This is a genomic window from Streptomyces sp. NPDC002935 (assembly GCF_040611295.1).
Taxonomy (GTDB): Bacteria; Actinomycetota; Actinomycetes; order Streptomycetales; family Streptomycetaceae; genus Streptomyces.
This window is the reverse complement of sequence record NZ_JBEXNW010000013.1, coordinates 135,592-152,861: the sequence shown is the minus strand read 5'-3', so window position 1 is coordinate 152,861 and position 17,270 is coordinate 135,592. Positions and strand designations below refer to the sequence as shown.

General features: G+C 69.9%; 10 protein-coding genes. 5 read left to right on the top strand and 5 right to left on the bottom strand.

Going from position 1 to position 17,270, the window contains the following annotated elements:
• Positions 1-31: 31 nt before the first annotated feature.
• The 3 genes from ABZX90_RS19860 to ABZX90_RS19850 all read right to left on the bottom strand — a co-directional run bounded on the left by ABZX90_RS19860 (position 32) and on the right by ABZX90_RS19850 (position 8,175).
• Positions 32-2,680 (bottom strand): AAA family ATPase, encoded by a 2,649-nt coding sequence (locus ABZX90_RS19860; RefSeq protein WP_355206478.1) that lies wholly within the window; start codon positions 2,678-2,680, stop codon positions 32-34.
• 112 nt (positions 2,681-2,792) lie between these two features.
• Positions 2,793-5,480 carry an AAA family ATPase gene (locus ABZX90_RS19855; protein WP_351127538.1) on the bottom strand — a complete coding sequence of 896 codons (2,688 nt, stop codon included), beginning with the start codon at positions 5,478-5,480 and terminating at the stop codon, positions 2,793-2,795.
• Between the two features lie 250 nt (positions 5,481-5,730).
• Positions 5,731-8,175 (bottom strand): lysylphosphatidylglycerol synthase transmembrane domain-containing protein, encoded by a 2,445-nt coding sequence (locus ABZX90_RS19850; protein ID WP_351127539.1) that lies wholly within the window; start codon positions 8,173-8,175, stop codon positions 5,731-5,733.
• Positions 8,176-8,805: 630 nt separating this feature from the next.
• On the opposite strand from ABZX90_RS19850, the gene ABZX90_RS19845 reads away from it, so the two are divergent.
• The 3 genes from ABZX90_RS19845 to ABZX90_RS19835 all read left to right on the top strand — a co-directional run bounded on the left by ABZX90_RS19845 (position 8,806) and on the right by ABZX90_RS19835 (position 15,024).
• Positions 8,806-9,792 carry a 3-hydroxyacyl-CoA dehydrogenase NAD-binding domain-containing protein gene (locus ABZX90_RS19845; RefSeq protein WP_355206474.1) on the top strand — a complete coding sequence of 329 codons (987 nt, stop codon included), beginning with the start codon at positions 8,806-8,808 and terminating at the stop codon, positions 9,790-9,792.
• 441 nt (positions 9,793-10,233) lie between these two features.
• The gene (locus ABZX90_RS19840; RefSeq protein WP_355206471.1) at positions 10,234-14,001 is read left to right on the top strand and encodes a S8 family serine peptidase; all 3,768 of its coding nucleotides are present in this window, start codon (positions 10,234-10,236) and stop codon (positions 13,999-14,001) included.
• A 618-nt stretch (positions 14,002-14,619) separates the two neighbouring features.
• The gene (locus ABZX90_RS19835; protein WP_351127542.1) at positions 14,620-15,024 is read left to right on the top strand and encodes an STAS domain-containing protein; all 405 of its coding nucleotides are present in this window, start codon (positions 14,620-14,622) and stop codon (positions 15,022-15,024) included.
• A 141-nt stretch (positions 15,025-15,165) separates the two neighbouring features.
• Here ABZX90_RS19835 and ABZX90_RS19830 read toward each other — a convergent pair whose 3' ends face one another.
• A complete protein-coding gene (locus tag ABZX90_RS19830) occupies positions 15,166-15,450 on the bottom strand; it encodes a hypothetical protein (RefSeq protein ID WP_355206467.1) in 285 nt (94 codons plus the stop codon).
• Between the two features lie 29 nt (positions 15,451-15,479).
• On the opposite strand from ABZX90_RS19830, the gene ABZX90_RS19825 reads away from it, so the two are divergent.
• Complete coding sequence (locus ABZX90_RS19825; protein WP_351127544.1) at positions 15,480-16,031, top strand: DUF308 domain-containing protein; 552 nt, start codon at positions 15,480-15,482, stop codon at positions 16,029-16,031.
• Here the strand turns inward: ABZX90_RS19825 and ABZX90_RS19820 are convergent.
• On the bottom strand, positions 16,021-16,278 hold the full coding sequence (locus ABZX90_RS19820; protein WP_351127545.1) for a hypothetical protein: 258 nt from the start codon (positions 16,276-16,278) through the stop codon (positions 16,021-16,023). The two genes, ABZX90_RS19825 and ABZX90_RS19820, sit on opposite strands and share 11 nt — an antisense overlap.
• Positions 16,279-16,587: 309 nt before the next feature.
• Here ABZX90_RS19820 and ABZX90_RS19815 point away from each other — a divergent pair, with 309 nt between their 5' ends.
• Positions 16,588-17,250, top strand: a complete 663-nt coding sequence (locus ABZX90_RS19815) for a hydrolase (protein WP_355206463.1) — start codon at positions 16,588-16,590, stop codon at positions 17,248-17,250.
• Positions 17,251-17,270: the final 20 nt, after the last annotated feature.

The window sequence follows — 17,270 nt, the reverse complement described above, 5'->3', positions numbered from 1 at the left end:
GGGCTTGGGTCATCCGACTGCCACGATGTCCTCACCGGCGGGTGCCGGGCCGAGTCCTGTCGCGATACATCGCCACAACCGCCCTGGGCAGGCTGAGCCGCTCGGCGATCTCGTCGTCCGGAAGCCGCTGGGCGGACAGCTCGGTGATCTGCCTCAACCGTTCGGCGGACGACTCGGGCCAGTCGATCGGGGCGCCCGTTGCCCGCAGTTCGAGTCGTGCCTCGTCACCGCACGGGAGCGCGCCGATCCGGTCGAAGGTGGACTGCGCCGAGGTCAGCAGCGACTGCGCCTGACGGACCCGTTTCTGGCGGCGCAGCCAGGAGCCGTACGCCAGCTCGAGCTTCGCGCGGGCATAGGGCCAGTCGGACAGATCCTGCCGCAGCGCCGCCAAGTAGAGGTCCTCGGCGTCCTCGTCGGTGGCCAGGACGCCGCGGGCGTACGAGAGGTGGATGTGCAGAAGCGGCGACGGCGTCTCCCGTGCGATCATCTCCAGCTCCGCCACCAGCTCGCGGGCGTCTTCCCGGTGTCCGGCGCGTACGGCCGCGTCCGCGAGGAACATCAGGCTCGCGAAACCGTGCCGCTGGTGGAAGCTGGGTTCGGCCGGATCGAATATCGCCCGCAACGTCCGGTAGGCGTCCCGGTTCCGCCCGGCCGCCAGTGACACCAGTCCACGGGCGAGTTGAAGCATCGACAGCATCACGTTCCGGCCGCGGGCCTCTCGCAGTTCGGCCTCGATGGCCCGCCGCAGTGCCTCCTGCGCATCACCGACGAACGCTTTCAGCAGGACGTCGCACACCAGCTGTCCGGCTCCCCACGCCGGCTGCCCCGTCTCCGCTGCCAGCCGCTTCCCCTCCTCAGCCACGTCGGCCGCCCGCACCAATTCCCCGAGCAGCACGTACGTCACCGACTGCGTGGTCAGCACCTGCGAGAGGAGTCCCAGTCGGCCCTGCCGGCGCAGTATCACCTCGGAGCGGGCCAGCAGCTCGGCCGCCAGGGCCATGTGCCCCACCGCGTGCGCGGCCAGACCCATGACCAGCAGTGCGTCCCCATCGTCGCCAGGAGGCGTCCGGGTCAGTGCCTCGATGACCTGCCGGGCGCGCAGCACCGGTTCCACCCCCGCCAGGGCCGTGAGGTGGCGCGGGTCGCCGACCGTCTCCGGCAGCCGGTCGACGCAGGCAACGACACGCGCCCGGGCGGCCGGCCCCGTGTCGGCCCACCAACATCGCAAGGCAGCCGCCAGGAGAATGTCGAGGGCCAGATCGGGATCGGCAGGCGCGGACCGAACGGCGAGGTCGCACAACTCGTTCACGCGAGCGGCGCCCCCGGGAGTGTGGTCGAACATCTCGCCGAGCCATTCCATACGGGCCCGGTCCAGGTCGGTCAGGTCGGTCCTCGCGGCCGACTGCAGCAACTCGTGGACGATGTCCTCCCGGCCCATTCCGAAGGCGTGCCCGGCGGCCATCAGCAGCCGGTGCCCACGCAACGCCGACCAACTCGTCAGCTGGGCCGACCGCTCAAGATCGTTGATCGCCGAGAACACCGCTCCCCGGCTCAACGCCTGCGCGGCATTGGCCTCCAGAGCGTCGGCGATCCGGTCGTCGGGACCCACGATGGACTGCGCGAGGTGCCAGGTCCGCCGGTACACATCGTCCAGTGCGTCCGCCAGCGCCCCGTGGGCCGCCTGGTGCCGGGCCAGGCTTTCGGCCTGCAGGATTCCCGAACGCATCAGGGGGTGCAGGAAGGCGACCCGGCCCTCTTCCACGCTCACCAGTCCTGCCGCCCGCGCAGGGTCGAACATCGCGGGAGCGACCGGTTCGCCGCGCAGGGCCGAGGTCCCGGCGATGATTTCGGCGAGGTCGCCCGCCGGGTCGACGGCCGCGACGAGCAAGGCGTCCCGGGTCGCCGAGGGCAGTTCGGCCCCGCGCCCCGCGAACGCGTGCTCCAGCCGGTCGGACAAGGTCAGCGGACGCAGTCCACCGGAGGGCCCGGCCGCCATCGCGATCGGCAACTCGCGCAGCGCCAGCGGATTGCCCAGCGCCTCTCGCTGGATGCGCCGCCGCTCGGCCGGACACAGGCCAGGAGCATGAGCGGACAGGATCTGCGCCGCCGCATCGTCATCCACGCCACCGACAGTCAGCTCCGGAAATCCGGGTTGGAGGAACGAGCCCGTATGGCCCCGGCGCATCGTGGCGATGATCACCACGGGTCCCGCCACGCGCCGTGCGACGAACGTCAGCACCTCATGCGACTGCGGATCCAGCCACTGCACATCGTCGGCCACCACCAGCACCGGCCGGTCGGCTGCCACAGCCGCCAGCAGATCCACAACCGCCAGACTGATCAGGAACGGATCCGGTGGCGGACTCTCGACCAGGCCGAACGCCGCCAACAACGCTTCCCTCTCGTGCCGCGGAAGCAGCGAGACATGATCGAGCACCGGACCGACCATCTGATGCAGTCCCGCGAAGGGAAACGTCGCCTCGCACTCGACACCGGCCAGCCGAAGTATCCGGAAACCCCGGGCTCGCCCCCTGGACTCCGCCTCATCCAGCAGCGACGACTTGCCGATACCCGGGTCCCCGAGCATCAGCAGCACCGCACCCCGTGGCGGCGTGCGTTCGAGGAGCTGCGCCAGCGCGGCGACCTCCCGCTCCCTTCCGACCAGCATCGCCGCGCCCATGGATTCCTTCCCGACTCCCTAGAGCCTCCACGCTAATCACCCCGCACCATCGGCGGCATGCGTCGTTTGACTGATCCCGCCCACACATCCGGCGGTGCGGCGAACACTGATTTCAGTGGTCGCTCGCGGCCGGTTCCGGCACCTTCAACAGCGGCGCCAGCTCACTGCGCGAACTGATCCCGAGCTTGGGGAAGGCCCTGTACAGATGTGCGGCGACCGTACGGTGTGACAGATGCAGCCGTGCCGCTATCTCCCGGTTGGAGAGCCCTTCCGCAGCCAGCCGGGCGATCAGTGTCTCCTGGGGTGACAGCAGATGCGTGACGGACGGAAGCGGGTTGCCGGATGCTTGAGCAGCGTTGCGGCCCGCCCAGTCGGAGGCTCCGATGAGCTCGAAAGCGGTCCGCGCCGAGAGAAGCATCGCGCGCGACCGGGCGGCCTGCCGGTGGCGCCGCAGCCAGTGTCCGTAAGCCTGTTCCGTCCGCGCCTTGACCAGCGGCCAGCGGGCCAGGTCTTGGCCCAACGCGACCACGTACAGTTCCTCGGCCGCCGCGTCGGCGGCGAGCACGGCTCGCGCGTACGGCAGCTGAACGTGCAGCAGCGGGGCGGGAGTCACGTGTGCCGCTTCCTCGAGGACCGCGAGTATGTGCGCGGCTTCATGACGGCTGCTGCCACGATCCGCTGCCATGGCGAACGGCATCACCGCGGCGAAGCCCTGCCACCGCAGGTCCTCGTGCGGCTGGTCGAGAAGCGGCCTCAGCTCTTCGTACGCCTCGGCGTACCGTCCCTCACCGAGCCGCGCCACGCCACGGGCCAGCCGTAGCGTCGGAATGAGATCGGCGCGCTGCCATGCCGCCACGGTGTCGGCCAGCTCCTCCGCGCGCTCGACTTGCCCGCGCAGTGCGGCGGCGACCGCGTCCGTGCTGGTGAGCGCGGCGACCAAGGCCGGCTGTCGAGTCTCGGCGAGGATCCGGCGTGCTTCTTCGGTGAGATGAGCGGCACGCGGCCAGTCCCCGAGCAGCAGCAGGTCGGCAGCTTCGGTGAGCAGTGTCTCCGACAGCAGACCGAGTCGGCCCTGCTCGCGAAGAATTGGTTCCGCTCGGCTGAGCAGGTCGACCGCGCGGGCCGGATCGCCGATGGCGTGCGCGGCCGTGCCGAACAGCCGGAGGCCGTCAGCGTCAGGGCAATACCACACCGTCTCGTTCGAGGGCAGCCGGTCGGCCACCGCCCGGCCGTAGAGCACAGGTTCGGCCAGCGCCAGAGCGGCGATGTGGCGTGGATCGCTCGTGCCTGTCAGACGCTCGGCGGCCGCGACGATGCCGGCCCGCAGAGCGGGGTCGGCACCGGTCCTGTGGGCACGGAGCGCAGCGCTCAGCAGCCGGTCGAGAGCCAGGTTGGGATCGCCGACCGGCAGCTCGGTGATATCCCGCACGTGCGTCCGGGCCGGACCAGGCTGCGGGTCCGCGTCCGAGATGTCTCGCAACCACCAGGCCTTCGCCCGGTCCGCATCGCTGAGCTCCTGACGTTCTGCCTCGTCGATCAGGGAGTGGGTCAGGCGTGTACGGCCGAGACCGTACGCATGCTCGGCCGCACGCAGCAACCGGTGTCCCCGGGTGGCCGAGTCCGCGCTGAGCTGAGCCGATCGCTCGAGCGCCCAGATGGCCGCGACGACTCCGTGACGCTGAAGCAAGGGAGCGTGAGCATCCGCCAGTTCGTCCGCCATCTCGTCGTCGGGGCCGTTGACGGACTGGGCACGATGCCATGTGCGCCGGTCCGGCTGCTCGGCCAGCACCTGCGCCATCGCGGCGTTGGCCGCCTGTCGGCGGGCTGGGGTCTCCGCCTGCAACACCGCGGATCGGACCACGGGATGGAGGAAGCGCAGTGTCGTCCTGTCGAGTCGTGTCAACGAGGCCGCGACCGCGCTGTCGAGCACGTCCACCGCGACGGCGCGCCCGGCCAGGACGGAGGCGGCTGCCAGGATCTCCGAGAGGTCTCCGACATGGTCGACGGCCGCGACCAACAGGGCGTCCCGGGCCTGCGCCGGCAGCTCGCCGAGCCCGGCCGCGAACGCCGTCGCCAGTGCGGAGTTCACCGGCAGGTGGGTCCACGAACCCGGCGGTCCCGTCGGGCGCCACGCTGCGGGGAGTTCAACCAGCGCGAGCGGGTTGCCGAGCGCCTGCCCGAGTATCCGCTCCCGAACGGAAGGAGGCAGCGTGGCCGCGTGGCGGGCCAGCAGCCGCCGCGCCGAGGGCTCGTCCAGCACCGGCACGTCCAGTACGGGCACGCCCGGCATGATCCGTCCGCGGCGGAGTGCCACGAGGACGACGGTCGGGTTGTCGCTCGCCCGGCGCGCCATGAACGCCAATACGTCTCGGGTGGGCCAGTCGAGGCACTGCACATCGTCGGCGATCAGCACCGCCGGCTTCTCAGCCGCCCTCATAGTGATCAGGTTGAATGCGGCCAGGGCCACCTTGCAGGTCTCCGGTGGTGGCCCGGAACCGATCTCGAGCGCCGACCACAGGATCCTGCCCTGTTCTGCAGGCAGAGCGTCCATCGTGCCGAGCACTGGCCTCAGCAACTCGCGTAGACCGCTGAAGGGCGTGTCGTCGGAGCGCCCGGCCACCTCCAGCATCTGCCATCCCGCCGTGCGGGCGTGTTCGGCCGCGGCCCGCAACAACGCGGACTTGCCGACGCCCGGGCCGCCCTGCAGTGTCATGGCGCCACCGGCATCGGGCAGCCTTCCCATCAGTTCCTGCAGGACTCTCAACTGCTCATCGCGGCCAAGGAGTCCAGCCTCGTACACGCGTCTCCCCAGTCCTCCAGCACACTCAATGTCTTCTCGGCGAGATCTTAGGGAACCACTGCGGCAAGAGCTTGAGTCATATGACTGGGCCCAGAACCACAATGCGTCGGGCAACGCACCGTACGACGGCGCAGCGGGCATCCGGCAGGCACCGAGCCCCCACAGCCCGCCCCTCCGCAGGAGCGGCGCGCCGCTCACGGGCTCCGCCTCCGGCTGCAGGCGCGCCGGGACCCATCAATGAACTCGCACGTCAGACGTAGCCTCGCCGCTGCACCACGCTCAGGGCCACTGCGCCCAACGGGACGTTCAGCCAGAACGTGAGCAGCCGGTAGACGAGCACGGCCGACGTGGCCGCCCCGGCCGGCACGCCGAGCGTCGTCAGACCGGCGATGAGCCCGGCCTCCAGCGCGCCCAGACCGCCCGGCACGGGAGCCGCGTTGGCGATCAGTCGGGCCGCCATGTACGCGGCACCGACCTGGATGAAGGGAAGGTCGCTGCCCAGCGCGTGGAGGCTCATGGCCAGGCCGACGATCTGGATGAGAGGCAGGCCGAGCGCGCCGGTGACGCCCAGGACGATCTTGGCCGGTTCGGTCGCGAGCTCGGCGACGGTCGACCCTGCCGCGCGCAGGAACGGCCATACCTTGTCGTGCAGGAAGCGACGGCCGGGCGGGGTGAGGGCGAGCAGGCCCCCGGCAGCGAGCGCCAGGGCGACGGCCCACAGAAGATACCGGCTCGCGGGCAGGTCCAGATGCACTCCGGCGTGGCGCCGTCCCGCCAAGGCGAAGAAGATGGCGGCGACAACGGCGTTGGAGATCGCACCGGCCAGGCTCTGCAGCCCGACGGAGGCCGTGGCGGCCCCGGTCTCGATCCCCGTTTTCTGCAGGTAGCGCAGATTGAGCGCCATGCCGCCCACGTTGCTCGGGGTGATCCGGTTCAGGAACGAACTGGCGAACTGCACTTGGTAGGTGGGGCCGAACGGCAGCCTGTCCGGGATGGTGCCCAGTTGCAGGCAGGTCGAGAACGCCTGCGAGACGAAGGTGATGGGCAGCACCGCGAGTACCCACCACCAGTTCGCGTCGCGCAGCGCGTCGAGAGCCGCCGGGGCGTTCGCCAACTGCGGGAGCACAAGGTGGAGGACCAGAAACGCGCCCACCAGGCCCAGGGCGCTCTTCCACGTGAAGCGGGCCAGATGTGCGAGGGGAACCGACGGCGCTCCGCCGGCCTTCTCGACCTCGGCGGCGAGATCACGCAGCAGGCTGGGACGACCGCCCGCACGCAGCGTTCGCCGCCGGGCGCTCTTCCTGGCCGCCCGTGCGCGGTCCTGGTCGTACCGGGCGACCTGACGCCGCGCGGGCCCGATCAGCGCGAGGGGCTGCAGGTAGGGCAGCGCGGTCGCCAGCAGTTCCGGTCCCAGGCCGGCCAGTGCGCACGCGGTGGCCCGCTGGGGGCCGACCCGTACCGCGGTCGTGGCCAGCAGCTCGGCGATGTCGCTGCCGAGCACCGCAGGCGGAGCATTGAGCTGGGCACGTGCGAAGGCCGAGAGCCGGCTCTCACCGCCCGGTTCGACGAGGACGTGCTCCGGGCGCAGCGCCCCATGTCCCAGCCGGTGCTCCTGGAGGCGGGCCACGGACGTCCACACCCCCTTGAGGACGTGGTCGGTCATCTCCTCGTCCGTCAACGCGGACAGCGCACGGGCGTCCTTCTCGACGGTCGCCACGAGGGCGCCGCCCCCGGCCACCGGATACGCCATCACAGGTTCGTCCACCCGGGCGCCGGTGCGGGCCGCGAAGACGAGCATGAGCAGTTCGTGCTCGGCTGCCCCGAGCGGTGACTGGGTGGTCACATCGGCCGGGTGGCGCAGGAGCGTCCGTCGGGCGAGCCGGTGGAACAGATCGCGGTCGTGGTCCTCGGCTGCGAGCACCCGTACCGCCAGCCGGGAACCGGCGGTGGTCTCGGCTCGGTAGACGGTGCCCTCACCCGGACCCTGCTCGTCCGAGGGCGGCTCACGCAGGGTGGCGACCGGGATTCCGGAGACGACGAGGGCGTCGGCGACCGCCTGCGCCGCCGGGCGGTCGGCCTGAGCCCCGGCCAGCAGCAGCACGGCCGATCCGGCCGCGCCACCCACGGCGAGTGCGGCGACGGCGTCCAGCGGCACGATCGCGGCGGCGACGACGCTCAGCACGGCACACGCGGCGGTCAGCGACCACATCGCCCGCCGCCAACGCGACCCGAGCCACGGGCCCGCGGCGACGACCGCCGCCGCACAAGCCGCCAGGTACACGGCCGACGGCCAACCCGCTTGCACCAGACCGCGCCGACCGACCAACACCTCCGGCCACGCATCCGGCCTACTGCGCACCAACGCCAGGTGGGTGAGCGACCATGCGACAAGTGCGCCGAGCGCCGCCGCGGGTACGACCCGCAGGACAGGGTCGACCCGCCGCCGTACGGCCCACACCGCCAGAGCGGCGATCGGCGCGAGCATGGCCACCACCTGCACCGTTCCCACGAGACCGTCCCGTAGAGCCGGAGGCAGCGCGGTCGCCGTGCTGAGCAGTCCCTGCTGCACCGTACGGGCGAAACCACGCGTCGCGACCGCCAGCAGCACCGTGACCACAAGTGAGGCCAGGGACACGAGCAGCCGCCACAGATCGGCCGCCCGGCGGACGGCCCGTCGAGGCGGAACATCGATCACCGGCACCAAGGAACCTTCCGACGTGCCGACGGCGTCCGAAGCACGCCGGATGCCATGGCCTTCGCTCACTCTTATCACGTCGGCTCCTCGCCCACGGGCCGAGAGCCAGGATGCAGCCGCGTCCCCCTCCCAGCGTCCTCCCCCACTCGGGCGTCACCGATCCTCTCGCCGGAACACGGTCCGCACATCCGTCACATGACTGCATTGCGTCATGTGACGGTCCGCCGCCACGCGTTCGCGGACTGATCCGCCTGCGGGACGAAGTAATGAAGTACCGACTGCAGTCGAATGACGGATCACCGTCCGGGCGGCCGCTCCTAGCGTTCGACGCAGAGAAGACGACCTCGAGCAAGGTCGGGCGCACCGGCGCGCATGCCTCGCCTCTCCCTCGCTTCCTGGAAGGACGAGACGACACCCTCACCCCTGGGGAGATCACCGTGCTCAGCTCGCCCAACGCACTCCTCCGGCGCAGCCTGCCGGCGGCCGCCGTCGGAGTGGTCGCGCCGGCGTGGCGTGGCATCACGGTCCTTGCCCTGACCATGTGGATCGGCGCGTGGGCGCTACGGGTGCCATCGAGATCGTCCTGGCATTCCATCGCGGCCTCCGGCCGCATTCCCAGGAAGAGTCACCATGAACGACACGCACGTCGCCACCCACGCCACTCTGGACGCCCATCGGCGCGTCACCGTAGTCGGCGCCGGGGTCATCGGTTCCTCATGGACCGCCCTGTTCCTCGCCAAGGGCCTGACCGTCACCGTCACCGACCCCATGCCCGACGTGGATAAGCAGGTACACGACCAACTGCAGCAGTTCATCCCCACCCTGCGCGCGCTCGGACTCCCGACCGCCGACCTCGACCGCAACCTGCGCTTCGAAGCCGATCTCGGCAAGGCGGTCGCGGACGCGGACGTCGTGCAGGAGAACGGCCCCGAACGCCTGGACGTCAAACAGGGCCTCTTCGCCCGGATCGAGAAGGCCGCACGTCCCGACGCCCTGCTGATCAGCTCCACTTCGGGCATTCGCGCCACCGACATCGCACAAGCGCTGTGGCAGCCCGCACGACTCGTCATCGGCCATCCCTTCAATCCGCCGCACCTCATCCCGCTGGTCGAGGTCGTCGCAGGCGAGAAGACCGACCCGGAAGCGGTCAAGCGCGCCGTCGCCTTCTACACGGCGCTCGGCAAGAAGCCGCAAGTCCTGCGCAAGGAGGTGCCGGGATTCGTCGCCAACCGGCTGCAGGCCGCGCTGTTTCGCGAGGCCGTCAACCTCGTCGTCCAGGGCGTGGTGACCGAGTCGGAACTCGACGACATCGTGACCTCCTCCATCGGCCTGCGGTGGGCCGTCGCAGGCCCCTTCCGCAGCTTCCACCTCGGTGGCGGTCCCGGCGGTCTGCCCCAGTTCCTCAAGCACCTCGGTCCCGGCCTCGAGAGCCTCTGGCGCGACCTCGGCACCCCTACGTTCGACGAGCCGACAGTCCAACTCCTCTCCGAACAAGCCCGTTTCGGCGCGAGCATCGAGGAACTGGACGCCACACGCGACGAGGCACAGATCAAGGTGATGAAAGCGGTATCCGCACCGTCCACCCTCGCCATCGAGCCCGGACGACAGCGGGACTGAGAAGATCACCGTCCGAAACGCGACCTACGAGCTGCTGCGATCCCCGGGACTAACCACCTTCTTCGTGAAACCCGGGTCGACCGAGCAGCCTTTCCTGCAGGAATTGCCTGACGATTTCAGCTATGTCCGGGCGCTGCAGGAGGCCTCCGACAACGCCGACGCCGGGACGCCGGACCGGCTGATCTCGGCGGCCCCGCGGCGGCTTTGCACCAAGAGGCTCCGTTCCGACGTCAGGCCACCCAGCCGAACGCTCCGAACAACCCTGACTTCCCGGTCTTGATCCAAAACCCGTCCGGCCACGGTGCGGACGTCTGAGAGATCACCGTGAACGCCCGCACACCGCACACGGGTTTTCGCACCGGGATGCGACGCGCCCTCACCCGGGGCGGTCGTGAACCGCCTGTGGGCCGACCCGGCCCCACGGAACAGTAAAGGGATCCCTTGAGATCATCACCGAGACGCTGGAGCGTGTTCGCCGTCGTCGGCGCCGCCCTCCTGTCGTTGGCACAACCCGCCGCATTGTCCGCCGCCCACGCCGCGGCAACCGCACCCGTACCCACCGACTCCACCGCTCCCGCCGCGCAGCACAACGTGCCTCCGGGCGCCCACACCGTCACCCTGGTCACGGGGGACGTCGTCACCACCCGGCGGTCCGGCGGCAAGGCCGGAGGCACCGTCGATGTGCGCAGCGCCACCGGGGCACCGGTCGACGCACACATCATGGAGTCGAACGGCGACCTGTACGTGTATCCCGGCTCCGTTCTCCCCTATGTGGCGGCGGGCACGCTGGACAAGCGCCTGTTCAACGTCAGCCGACTCGTGGCGGACGGCTACGACGACGCACATCGCGATCAGTTGCCGCTGATCGTCTCGTACGACAGCAAAGCCTCCTCAGGGCTGCGTTCAGCAGCCCCCAAGGGCGCTACCCGGGTCAGGGCCCTCGGCAGTGTCCGAGGTGCCGCGCTGGCCGAGGACCGGGACCGGTCGGCGGACTTCTGGCGGGCTGTCACCTCCGCGCCGGCGTCGGGCTCGAAGACCGCGACAGCCGCGTCCGCGTCCGGCGAGCCGGCCTTCGGTGCGGGTATCGCCCGCATCTGGCTCGACGGGGTCGTGAAGGCGGATCTCGCCGAGTCCACCTCCCAGATCGGCGCGCCGCAGGCGTGGGAGGCCGGTGACACCGGGAAGGGCGTGGACGTCGCCGTCCTGGACACCGGCGTCGACGCCGAACACCCTGACCTGGCCGGCCGAATAGCGGCCTCGCAGAGCTTCGTCCCGGACGAGGACGTGACGGACCGCGGCCTCGACGGGCACGGCACCCACGTCGCGTCCACCATCGCCGGCACGGGGGCCGCGTCGGACGGCAAGGAGAAGGGCGTCGCACCCGGCGCGGACCTGCACATCGGCAAGGTGCTCTCCGACGCGGGTTCCGGCGAGGAATCCTGGGTGCTGGCCGGCATGGAGTGGGCCGCGGTGGACCAGCACGCGGACATCATCAGCATGAGCCTGGGCAACTCGACTCCGTCCGACGGCACCGACCCCCTCAGCACGGCGGTCGACCGCCTCAGCGCCGAGACCGGGGCCCTGTTCGTGATCGCGGCAGGCAACACCGGTACGCCCACCGGCATCGGCGGCCCGGGCGCGGCTGACGCCGCCCTGACCGTGGGGGCCGTCGACTCCTCGGACGACGTCGCCGTCTTCTCCAGCCAGGGCCCGCGCGTCGACGGCGCGCTCAAGCCGGAGATCAGCGCGCCCGGCGTCGACGTGCTGGCGGCATGCTCGCAATACGCGGAGGGCTGCCAGGGCAGCTACAAGCCAATGAGCGGGACCTCGATGGCCACCCCTCATGTCGCGGGAGCCGCCGCGCTGCTGGCCGCCGCGCACCCCGGGCTGACCGGCTCCCAGTTGAAAGACCTGCTGGTGAGCAGCTCGAAGCAGCTGCCCACATGGAACGCCTTCCAGGCGGGCAGCGGCCGAGTGGACGTCGCGTCGGCACTGAGCGCCGGTGTCTTCGCCTCCTCGACCGCGTTCGCCACCGAGGTGACGACGGGCGGGTCCGGCACGGTGAGGCGCCCCGTCACGTACACCAACATGGGTGACGTGCCGGTCACCCTCGACCTGTCCGTGCAGGCCCCGAACGCCCCTGCGGGAATGTTCCAGCTGTCCGCCCCCCAGGTCGTCGTGCCGGCGCACGGCACCGCCGAGGTCACGGTCACCATCGACGGCTCCACGGCGACAGGGGGCGGCCGCTGGACCGGTCAGGTCGTCGCGGCCGACACGGCGGGGAAGGTCGTCACCCACACGGCTGTGTCGCTGGGCGACATCACCCACAAGCTGACCGTGGTCCTCAAGGACGCACACGGAAATCCGATGCCAGGGGTCGTCGAGGTGCTGCGGTCCGGCGACGACGCGCCCGTGTTCTACTACGTCGACGAAAGCGGCACGTTCCAGACGTACCTCCAGAACGACGTCTATTCGGTGATGTCCTTCGAGGAGGTGCAGGGCGTGCACGGCCCGCACTCGATGGGGATGGCGCTGCTCGGTGACCCCGAGGTCGTGATGGACCACCACGACGCCACGGTCACCCTGGACGCGGCGAAGATCGAGCGGGTGGACATGACCACACCGCAGCGGACCGAGACGACCTTCCAGCGCCTGGAGTACGACCGCTCGATGGGCGGCAGCAACTGGCGCGATTTCCTGCTGACCCAGACCGGCTATGACAGCCTGTGGGCCCAGCCCACCACGCACAAGGTGACCCACGGCGACTTCTACCTCGGCGCCCGCTGGCGCAAGGAGCAGCCGGCACTGGCCATCGCCACCAAGACCACCGAGTTCACCGACGCCCTCCGGCAACAGAACGTCACCCCGCTCCCCCAAGGTCACTACAGGCTCCCGTTCGTGGCCGCCGGCGACGGCACGAGCGCGGACTACGCCGGTCTGGACGCGCAGGGCAAGGCGGTCGTCGTCCGCCGCAACGACACGATCCGCGACGCCGACCAGGCCGCCGCGGCGGTCGCAGCGGGCGCCAAGCTCCTGCTGGTCGTGAACAACGAACCCGGGCGCCGGTTCCGGAGCTACGGCAAGGGCGCGTTGGGGCACAGCATCCCCGCCGGAATCGACGTCACGCTGTTGAGCACGGACGAGGGCGAGAAGCTCTTCGGCCAGGCCTCCGATCACGGGGCGGTGCTTTCGGTGGACTCGCAGCCGGTCAGCCCTTACGTGTACGACCTGATGAGGACGTGGCACAACGAGATCCCGGACCACATGGTCGTCCAGGGCGGCCCGGAGAACCTCGCGCAGGTGAACGTCACGTTCGACAGCCCCGATACGACCCTGGGCGGTGGTGAGTTCCGCTACGACCATCCGGTCTACAACGCGGACTGGGCGATCGGTTGGCCATACATGCGGGAGCCGGTGAACTCGCAGCGGGTCGACTGGGTCTCCACCGGGCCCGGATACTCCTGGGGCCAGGAGGCCTACGTCGACAACCTGATCTACGAGATCGAGCCGCGCACCACCTACCAGGCGGACAGCACACAGACGCAGGAGTGGTTCAAGCCCATCGAGCGCCCGTACCTGAACAACAACTACAAGCCGCCCACGCGCAGCGGGAGTCACCTGGTCCTCGACGTCCCCGCCTGGGGCGGCTCGGACCACGTCGGCATGTCCTTGGACTACCAGCGCATGCATCACACCCTCACGCTCTACCAGGGTGACACCCAACTGGCCCAGAACTCGGACAACACCGAGGTGCAGGCCGACGCACCCGGCACCGGCAAGCTGCCCTACCGTCTCGTCCTGGACGCCAACCGGGACAGCACGGTGAGCCCGTACTCCTCCACCACGCACACCGAGTGGGACTTCACCTCGCAGGCCCCGGCGGGGGACGAGAAGGCGGTCCTGCCGCTCATGCAGATCAACTACGGCGTCGACACCAACGCGGCCGGCAAGACCGCGAGGAACGCGACACTGACGGCGTCCGTCGCCCACCTCGCCCACGCCACGGGCGCCGGCACCCTGTCGGCGGTGACCCTGGAGGTGTCCTACGACGACGGACACACCTGGCGAGAGATCACCAGCGGTGACGACGGCCGGTTCGGGCTGTCCGCCCCGAAGGGGGCCCAGTTCGTCTCGCTGCGGGCTCACGCCCACGACAGTGCCGGCAACGCGGTCACGCAGACCGTGATCCGGGCCTTCGGTCTCCGCTGATCTTGCTGATCTTGTGGGCGCACCGCCACAGCGCGGTGCGCCCACACATCGGTCGACAGGGACCGGAAGCCGCCCCGGCAGGAGACGACCGGGAACGCGCGGGACCGCGCGGTCCTGACGGCTCGGGCGGTCTTCGCCTCCGCTGTCGAGAAGCCGCTCGCGCCGATACGGAAGGTGCTGTTGCCGACCGCCCCGGAACCCAACGCCGGCCTGAGCAGGACGGACCGCCGCGCAGGGGTCCGCGGACGTCGACGACGTCGCCCCGGCACAGCAAGCGGAGTTGGTCCGAGCCGAATGCGGCTGCCGACAGCGTTTCGTTCCGCCGCTCCTCGCCTCGGCGATCGGCATCTGACACCCCGAACGGCCCTGGAAAGGCTCACAGCCGACGAGCAAGGCCAGGCTCGATAGCCGGCAACGCACGTACTCCCGGAAGCCGTTCAGTCCACTCGGCAGAGGTCGCCGACCGTCCCGAGCGCGGTACGGCGGTCAGTCAGGTTACAGAAGCCTCAGCTGCCAACTGTTCGACATGGTGTTCTCATCGTTCCGCGCCTTCCCGGTTGGTGGCTCCCCTGGGGCAGCCGCGGCGGCGCGCTCCCACCAAGAATGAACGGGACTTCCATGACCGATCGCCGACCACCCCGTCCGTCGTCCGTCGCCCTTGCGGCATCTCCGACCCTAGAACGCCTGCTACGGGCTAACCCGCTCCTGCGTGTCATCTCGACGATCTGCCCGCCCGGGCTGCGGTTCGAAGGAGAAATAGACCTTTGCTCCCGGGATCTAGTCGCCGCAACCCTCGACGAGTCGGTCCAGTTCGGCAGTGGCGATCTGCACGTTGATCTCACGGGCGTCACCTTCATCGACGTCGCCGGAATCCGCATGATGACGACCGCCGCGAAGACGCTCAGCCGCGACGGCCGCCGTCTGCGGCTGCACGCCACGCCGCCCGGCGCACGCAAGGTGATCCATCTCCTGGGTTGGGAAACGACCCCCGGCTTGATGCACTGCATCGGCACAATGCTGTAGCGAGCCTGTCATTTTCGCCGGGGTACAGGCGGCATCTCCTGCACATGAGGCTGCCCGCCGTCGAGGTCTTGAAGGGCCGTCAATACAGCGCCGACAAGGCCACCTGGAACAGGCACCGCTCCCCCGGCTCAGCGCCGCCTGTCAGGCAGACCAGCGATCGGGCCGACCGGCTGCACCTGGCCGCCCCGCAGGACGTGCCCGGTCCGCTTCGCTGAGTTCCGGCTGGTCGGCCTCGTCGATCAGCGCATGGGTCAGTTCGACGCGGTCCAAAGCGCACTCGGTCGTGAGCAGGTCAACGGTGAAGCACCGGATGCAGTCGTATGACGGATCGCAGCAGGCAGCCACGACTCTAGCGTTCATGGCGAACGCCACGGCCTCGGACGAGGTCGGGCACCGCACCATCCATCCCCGCTTCGTGTCAGGCACCAAGCGTCACCCTCATATGGAAGGTCACCATGCTCAGTTCGCCCACCGCACTCCTCTGGCGCGGCCTGCTGGCCGTCGTCATCGGCATAGTCTCCGTCACATGGCCCGGCATCACTGTCGGCGCATTCGTCATCCTCTTCGCCGTCTACGCGTTCATGAGTGCGGTGACGGACGGTGCCCGTGCTTTCGCCAGCGACAGGGTGGGGCCCGTCCTCGGCTGGCTGCTGCTTGCCCTGCTTTCGTTGGCGGCGGGCGTGGTCGCGCTGGCGTGGCCCGGCATCACAGCCCTCGCGCTCACGATCTGGGTCGCCGCGTGGGCACTGGCGACCGGTGCCATGGAGATCGTCCTGGCCTTCCAGCGCGGCGAGAAGGCGGGCGAGCGGGCCTTGTTCCTGCTGACCGGCCTGGTGTCGATCGCGCTTGCGTTCGTGCTGTTCGTCCGTCCGGACATCGGTGCGGTCTCGCTTGCCAACGTCTTCGGGCTCTTCAGCATCGTCTATGGCGTCTCGGCGCTCTTCGCCTCGTTCGAGGAGCGGCGCGGTCGTACCGACGCGAGCGGGGCCGAGCCCGTCAGCGCCTGAGCGACACGGGGTCGCACTCGGCGGCCGTGGCCGCGCGGGCTGCTTGTGCGGCCTTGTCCACCATGGGGCTGAGGGCAGGCACCTCCGTCACCTGGTCGGACTCACGCGGGCGGCGCTGGTGCCAGTACCCATAGCGGCGCGCGACCGGCAGGCCCGACGCCGCGGTGATGCCGATGAGACTTGCCTGCCCCAGGTTGATCGCGGCTGGGCCCGCCTTGGTGTCCGCCTGCTGGGCCGGGGCAACCACTGTTCGCCATCACCGCCGCTGCGGCCGATGTCTGTGGCCGGGAACATCGACAACGCCCTCCCGCACGGTGTTCTCTTTCTCGTGTACTAGTTAATTATTCAACTTCTTACGGAGAAGTTGACTGCTGTGAGCGTCCCCCTCGGGGGACGGATCACCGCCCCGGCGTGACACCCCAAGGAGGCCGCGATGCCGGCATCCAAGAACCGGCCGCAAGGGCTGCTGGCACGAGCCAGCCGTCTCTTCGGCCGACCCGCGGCGAGACACACCAGGTCTGCGCCCATTCCTGTAACAGAAGAAAAGGAACCCGTCATGTTCGACATCGCCAATGTCCAGGCCGCTCCCAGCCCGGACCTGCTGACTCCCGACAACGCGGTGATGCTGTTCGTCGACCATCAGCCGCAGATGTTCTTCGGGACCGGAAGTGGCGACCGCGGCGCGATCATCAACGCCACCGTGGGCCTGGCCAAGGCCGCCAAGGCCTTCAATGTCCCCGCCGTGCTGACCACGGTTGCCGCCGAATCGTTCTCCGGCCCGCTGCTGCCGCAGCTCGCCGAGGTCTTCCCCGGCCAGGAGATCATCGACCGCACCACCATGAACGCGTGGGAGGACAGCGCGCTCGTCGAGGCCATCAGGGCCACCGGCCGCAGGAAGATCATCCTGTCGGGCCTGTGGACCGAGGTGTGCCTGGTTCTCCCGGCGCTGTCCGCGCTCGGACAGGGCTACGAGGTGTACGTGGTGGCCGACGCCTCCGGCGGTGTCACCCCGCAGGCTCACGAGCACGCCCTCCAGCGCATGATCAACGCCGGTGCGGTGCCGGTCACCTGGATCCAGGTGCTGCTCGAGCTGCAGCGCGACTGGGCCCGCGGCGAGACCTACGGCGCTGTCATGGAGATCGTCAAGGAGCACGGCGGCGCCTACGGTCTCGGCGTCGTCTACGCCCAGTCCGTCATCGGCGCCCACGCCGCGGGCTGACCGCCGTCTGGGACGCCGGC

Coding starts and splice junctions, on each gene's coding strand:
- ABZX90_RS19845 (WP_355206474.1), top strand. CDS start 8,806: ATGAACGACACGCACGTCGCCACCCACGCCACTCTGGACGCCCATCGG.
- ABZX90_RS19835 (WP_351127542.1), top strand. CDS start 14,620: ATGACCGATCGCCGACCACCCCGTCCGTCGTCCGTCGCCCTTGCGGCA.
- ABZX90_RS19825 (WP_351127544.1), top strand. CDS start 15,480: ATGCTCAGTTCGCCCACCGCACTCCTCTGGCGCGGCCTGCTGGCCGTC.
- ABZX90_RS19815 (WP_355206463.1), top strand. CDS start 16,588: ATGTTCGACATCGCCAATGTCCAGGCCGCTCCCAGCCCGGACCTGCTG.
- ABZX90_RS19860 (WP_355206478.1), bottom strand. CDS start 2,680: ATGGGCGCGGCGATGCTGGTCGGAAGGGAGCGGGAGGTCGCCGCGCTG.